The organism is Amycolatopsis sp. NPDC004368 (assembly GCF_053602515.1).
The window spans coordinates 163,799-170,036 of sequence record NZ_JBSGDT010000017.1 but is presented as its reverse complement, the minus strand read 5'-3'; the positions used below and the strand labels follow the sequence as shown (position 1 = coordinate 170,036).

Here is a 6,238-nt window from a genome sequence, read left to right as displayed (position 1 = left end):
CGCCGACGGCTCAACGTGTTGTGGGCGATGATCCGCGACGGGAAGTGCTACCACGCTTCACCTCCCGTCACCGCAACCGCTTGACATCACGATTGGGAAGTCCTTTCCGGACTGAATGAAGCTTTCCCTGGTGCTCCACCCATGGTGGGCGAGTGCGCCGGCCCGGTGCAGTGAGCCGGCGCACCACTCGCCCATGACATTTGTCAGAAACCCGGCGGCGGACCCGTTTCCGTCAGCTTGCCGCCGGCCAGCGTGAGCCAGCGGCCGACGCCGAGCTCGGCGAGGAAGCGGTCGTCGTGACTCACGACCACGAACGCGCCCTCATACGCCTTCAGCGCGCTCACCAGCTGCTCGACGCTGGCCAGGTCGAGGTTGTTCGTCGGTTCGTCGAGCAGCAGCAGCTGCGGCGCGGGCTCCGCGCACAGCACGCACACGAGCGTCGCCCGCAGCCGTTCGCCACCCGAGAGCACGCCCACCGGCAGGTGTGCCCGCGGCCCGCGGAAGAGGAACCGCGCGAGCAGGTTCATCAGCTCGGCCTCGGGCAGCTGTGGCGCGGCCGCGCGCAGGTTCTCCGCCACTGTGCGGTTGTCGTCGAGCAGGTCGAGGCGCTGTGAGAGGTACGCGACCCGACCGTCCGCCCTGGTCAGCAGCCCGCTGTCGGGTTCGAGCAGGTCCGCGATCAGCCGCAGCAAAGTCGACTTGCCGGCTCCGTTGGCGCCGACCAACGCGATCCGCTCCGGCCCGCGGATCGCCAGCGTCGCGCCTTCGCCGGCGAACAGCTCACGCACGCGCAGCCGCTCGCCGTGGAAGACCGTGCGCCCGGCGGGCACGGCGGTGTCGGGCAGGTCCAGCACGATCGTGTCGTCCTCGCGGGCGGCGCGGTCGGCCTCGTCGAGCCGGGCCTTGGCGGCGCCGAGGCGCTGGGCGTGCATGTCGTTGGCCTTGCCGGCCGACGCCTCCGCCCACCGTTTCATGTTGCCCAGCGCGATGCGCGGGATGTCGGAGCCACTGCGGGCGCCGGTCGACGCCCGCCGAGCCGCGCGTTCGCGAGCCTGCTGCAGCTCGCGCTTCTCGCGCTTCACCTCCTGCTCGGCCGAGCGCACGTTCTTCTCGGCAATCTCGCGCGCGGCCTGCTTCGCGGCTTCGTAGTCGGTGAAGCTCCCGCCGAACAGCCGCAGCGAACCGTGGTCCAGCTCGGCGATCCGATCCATGCGGTCGAGCAGGTCACGGTCGTGGCTGACCAGCAGCAGCGTGCCCTTCCAGTCGCCGAGCACGGTGTGCAGGCGGCGCCGGGAGTCGCGGTCGAGGTTGTTGGTGGGCTCGTCGAGCAGCAGCACGTCGGGGTGTTTCAGCAGCTGCGCGGCGAGGCCGAGCGACACGACCTGGCCGCCGCTGAGGGTGTCGAGGCGGCGGTCGAGCGCGACGTCACCGAGCCCGAGCCGGTCGAGCTCGGCACGGGCCCGCTCCTCGATGTCCCAGTCGGCGCCGACGGTCGTGAAGTGCTCCTCACTCGCGTCACCGCCCTCGATGGCCGCGAGCGCTCGCACGATCGGCGCGATCTCCAGCACCTCGGCCACGGTCGGCTCGCCGGCGAGCGGCAGCGTCTGCGGCAGGTAACCGAGCACGCCGTCGACGGTCACGGAGCCGGCGAGCGGCTGGTACTCGCCGGCGATGAGCTTGAGCAGCGTGCTCTTGCCGGCCCCGTTGGGCGCGACGAGACCGGTGCGGCCCGGGGCGAGCGCGAAGGACAGGTCTTCGAACACGGGCGTGCCGTCCGGCCAGGAGAAGGACAGGCCGGAACAGACGACGGAACTCTTGGACATGGCGGGACTCTCAAGCTGAAAGGGGGCGTACGTGAGCCGCCCGGAGAACGACAGGGCAGGGTGTCGGAAGAGACGACAAAGGGCGGTGCCGAATACTCAGGCACCGCTGTCGTCGCCGGATTCACCCGGAGATGTCGTCCTCGGCCACCATCGAGGTGGTCAGCTCCCTGGTCACTCGTCCTGCACGTTCGCCGCGACCTTACCAGCCAGGGCGCCGGCGCGCCGTCACCCGTCCGTCGCGAGTGGACGGACGGGCGACGAACGCTGAGGTCAGGAGGTCTTCGGCCGGTGGCCGGGCTCCTGGTGGGGGAAGCTCTGCTGCGTCGTCGGGATCGGCGGCAGCTTGAACTGGCTCACCTCGTACTGCGCGAGGTTGTACTGGCCCTGGGTGTCGGGCAGCACCGGCGCGTGCTTGGTCGCGTCGTGGAAGCGGAACGCCGAGGTGAGGTCACCGACGGTGCGGCGGCGCCAGTCGGTGATGTTGGGCTCGCGCACGCCGGTCACGTGCTCCAGCAGCCGCAGTTGCGACGTGTGGTCGGAGGTCTCCGAGCACACCCAGCCACCCACCGTCCACGGCGAGACGATGATGCACGGCACGCGGAAGCCGAGCCCGGTCGGCAGGCCACCGCCGTCGACGCCGGTCACCGACTTCTTGAACACGAACTCACCCGGGGTCCCGGGCTTCGGGGTCGGCGGCACGACGTGGTCGAACAGGCCGTCGTTCTCGTCGTAGGACAGGATGAACGCCGTCTTGGCCCACACGTCGGGGTTGGCCGCGATGGCGTCGATCTTGCCGGCGACGAAGGTCGCGCCGGCGGCCGGCAGGTTGGCCGGGTGCTCGTCGTACGCGCTGGGCGGCAGGATCCAGCTCACGGTGGGCAGCTGGTCGTGGGCCACGTCGTACTCGAACTGGCCGAGCGGCTGCGGGTTCATGGCCTTCTCGAACAGGTCGTCGCCCGGCTTCGCGTTGAAGTACTGGGCGATGTGCGAGATCGAGGCGAGACCCGTGGTCGAACCCGGCGAGTGGTAGATCTTCCAGCTCACGCCGGCCTCGGTGAGGCGCTCGGGGTAGGTCTTGAAGGAGTACGCGCCGTTGGGCGCGCTGGTGGTGAGCGACGGGCCGCCGAACTGGCCTTCCGCGTCGATCGTGCCGGCCATCCACATGTGGCGGTTCGGACCCGTGGGGCCGAGCACCGAGCAGTGGTACGCGTCGAGGATCGTGAACGCGTCGGCGAGCGCGTACTGGAAGGGGATGTCCTTGCGTTCGTAGTAACCCATCACGTACTGGCCATTGGTCTCGCCGTCGGCGGCGCGGTGGGCGGGCAGCCACTGGTCGTTCTTGCCGCCGTTCCACGCCTGGTGCTGCACGGCCCACTCGTGGCTCGTCGACGGGATCGCCTGCGCGGCGGTCGACTTCGTGTCGAGGTGGTAGGGCAGCAGGTAACCCTTGGGGTTCTTCGCGTCCTTCTGGTAGAAAACCGAGCTGCCGTCGGACTGGCGCGCCGCGTGCGGGTCGCCGAAGCCGCGGACCCCGGAAAGCGTGCCGTAGTAGTGGTCGAAGCTGCGGTTCTCCTGCATGAGCATCACGACGTGCTTGAGGTCGGAGATCCGGCCGTTCTTCGGCGCGGGCGAGGCGATCGCCTTGCGGACGTTGGCCGGCAGGGCCATCGCGGCGGCCGCGAGCCCGCCGGCCGCGGCCGCGGAACCCAGGAGGCGTCTGCGCGTGAACCCGTTGCCCTGCTGCGTGTCGTCAGTCATCGAGGTCCTTTCGGGGTGGGAGCCACGGGAGACACTCGTCCGCCGCGGTGAGCCACGGGAGGAGCACTTGATGAGCAACAGTTGAACTTCGGCCGAAATCGGTCTTGCACAGTGACGTGCGTAACTCGATTTCCGGACGAAGCGGTGGAATCAGACGTAGGATACGTCCATTGTGGAGCGTTATTTTTCCCGTCGGCGGAACACGCCGGACCGGTTAAGGTGAGGGCGTGAATCGCACGATCGCGGTGAACTACCCCGCGCCGATCCCGGTGGGCCACGTCGTCGAGGTGACGGAGTTCGCCGACACCCGTCCCGAGAAGAAGCGCCGCGGGTTCGACATGAGCGAGGCCTTCCGCCACCCGTGCTGCTGGACCGGTGCGCCCGGCCGGCCTCGTGACTCCGTTGTGGACTGTGCTGTGGCCTGGACGATCAGGGCATCGCCGGCGTCTGACGCGGTCCCACGGCCGCACCGACGACGACCAGCACGGCGCCGACGAACAGCAGGATCGGGCCGAGGCCCAGCGAGGCGAAGTTGCCCCAGTAGACGGTGGCGATCCCGACGGCGTGGATGATCAGCATCACGGTCGCGCGACCGCTGAACACCGTCCGGTACCACCAGAAGTTCGCGCGGGTCAGATCGCGGCTGCGGATGCCGCTCAGCAGGAAGGCCGAGCGCTTCGCCCGGAGCGCGCCGAGTGTCCACGGCAGCACCGACAGGGCCGTCGCGGCGGTGACCAGGAAACCGAGGAACTGCACGTACGTCGCACCGAACCCGGAGGCGGCGGAGTTGTCGTTCACGGCCTTGAGCAGGTCGAGGAAGGTCATCGTCACCGACTGGCTGCCACTGGTGAAGGTGATCCACGGCAGCCCGAACAACGCGCCGAGTTGCAGCACCACACCCAGCACCGCCGGGATCGCGCCCGGACCCGCCTTGGTCAGCGGACCGGCGCCCTGGCCGCCCTGCTGCGCCCCGGGGAAACCTTCCTGGTGCGAGAAGCCCTGCGGCGTGCCCCACTGCTGCGGCTGGCCCTGCTGGGGAAGGGGTTGCTGCGCCGGATAGCCGGGCTGCTGGTATCCCGGCCGGCCCCACGAACCCGGCTGACCAACCTGCTGCGGATAACCCGGCGACCCTTGCTGCTGAGGATATCCCGGCTGGGCCGGCGCGCCCTGGAACTGCGGTTGAACCTGCTGACCGGGCTGGCCGTAACCCTGCGGCTGCCCGTTGAGCGGCTGCTGCGGACGCCACGCCGGGAACCCCGGCTGCGGTTGGCCCTGCGGTTCCTGACCCCCTGGGTGACTCATGACCCAGGATCGTAGCCGTCCCCGGTGGGCGCCACCGGATGGTCGGAGCGAGCCGTCAGGACAACGGCTTGTCGAGCACTGCCTTGAGGTTGCTGAACGTGTCGATCGAGTACTTGCCGTGGTAGCGGCCCATGCCGCTCTCGCCCACGCCGCCGAAGGGGAGTTCGGGGGCGACGAGGTGGAGCACGGGCATGCCGAACGTGACGGCGCCCGAGGAGGTTTCGGTGAGGATGCGCTGCTTGGTCGCTTCGGAACCGGTGAACGCGTACAGCGCCAACGGTTTGTCGCGGCCCGTGATGAAGGTGATGGCCTCGTCGAGGGACGCCATCGGCAGGATCGGCAGGATGGGCCCGAAGATCTCCTCGCCCATCACGGGGGCGTCGGGGGCGACGTCGGCCAGCACGGTGGGCGCGATGAACTTCGTGGCCCGGTCGGTCTCACCGCCGGTGACGACACGGCCGCTGTCGAGCAGACGAGACAGGCGGTCGAAGTGGCGGGAGTTGAGGATCCGACCGTAGTCGGGGCTCGCGGCGGGGTCGGCGCCGAACTTCGTGCGCAGGGCTTCGGCCAGCGCCGGCTCGAGTTTCGCGGCTGTGTCGCCGATCGCGAGCACGTAGTCGGGCGCCACGCACGTCTGGCCGGCGTTCATGAACTTCGTGGCCACGATCCGCTGGGCGACCACCGAGAGATCCACGTCGGTGTCCACGATCACCGGGCTCTTGCCGCCCAGCTCCAGCGCCACCGGCGTGAGGTGCTTCGCGGCCGCGGTCATCACGATCCGCCCGACGACCCCGTTGCCCGTGTAGAAGATGTGGTCGAAGTGCTGCTCCAGCAGCTCCGTCGTCTCCGGGATCGCGCCCTCGACCACCGCCACGGCCTCGGCGTCGAGGTAGGCCGGCACGTGCCGCGCGATCGCGGCCGACACCGTCGGCGACAGCTCACTCGGCTTCACCACGGCGGCGTTGCCTGCGGCCAGCACTCCCACCAGCGGCGCGAGCGCGAGGTGCAGCGGGTAGTTCCACGGCCCGATGATCAACGCGACCCCCAGCGGTTCTCGCACCACGCGGCCCTCGGCGGGCAGCAGCCGCCGGGGCAGCGCGACGGGTTGCGGCGCGAGCCATTCGTCGAGGTGCTCCAGCGCGTCGTCGACCTCGTTCACGATGAACATGAGCTCGGTGCGCCGCGCCTCGGTGGCGTTCTTCGCGAGGTCCGTCCGCAGAGCCTCGAGGAACTCGTCCTCCTGCTCCAGCAGCATGTGCTTGAGCGCGCCCAGCTGTTCGCGCCGCCACGCGAGCGGTTTGGTGCGACCGGTGGCGAACGACGCGCGCAGGCGGGAGACGAGGTCCGGAATCATG

At 69.7% G+C, this 6,238-nt stretch carries 4 protein-coding genes; all 4 read right to left on the bottom strand.

Features of this window, described 5'->3' with window-relative positions:
- Positions 1-203: 203 nt before the first annotated feature.
- The 4 genes from ACWEOE_RS23950 to ACWEOE_RS23935 all read right to left on the bottom strand — a co-directional run bounded on the left by ACWEOE_RS23950 (position 204) and on the right by ACWEOE_RS23935 (position 6,237).
- Positions 204-1,823 (bottom strand): ABC-F family ATP-binding cassette domain-containing protein, encoded by a 1,620-nt coding sequence (locus ACWEOE_RS23950; RefSeq protein ID WP_452012653.1) that lies wholly within the window; start codon positions 1,821-1,823, stop codon positions 204-206.
- 270 nt (positions 1,824-2,093) lie between these two features.
- Entirely contained in the window at positions 2,094-3,581 is a 1,488-nt protein-coding gene (locus tag ACWEOE_RS23945; RefSeq protein ID WP_452012652.1) for an alkaline phosphatase family protein, read from the bottom strand.
- 429 nt (positions 3,582-4,010) lie between these two features.
- The gene (locus tag ACWEOE_RS23940; protein ID WP_452012651.1) at positions 4,011-4,883 is read right to left on the bottom strand and encodes a hypothetical protein; all 873 of its coding nucleotides are present in this window, start codon (positions 4,881-4,883) and stop codon (positions 4,011-4,013) included.
- A gap of 55 nt (positions 4,884-4,938) precedes the next feature.
- Positions 4,939-6,237, bottom strand: a complete 1,299-nt coding sequence (locus ACWEOE_RS23935) for an aldehyde dehydrogenase family protein (RefSeq protein ID WP_452012660.1) — start codon at positions 6,235-6,237, stop codon at positions 4,939-4,941.
- Position 6,238 lies beyond the last annotated feature (1 nt).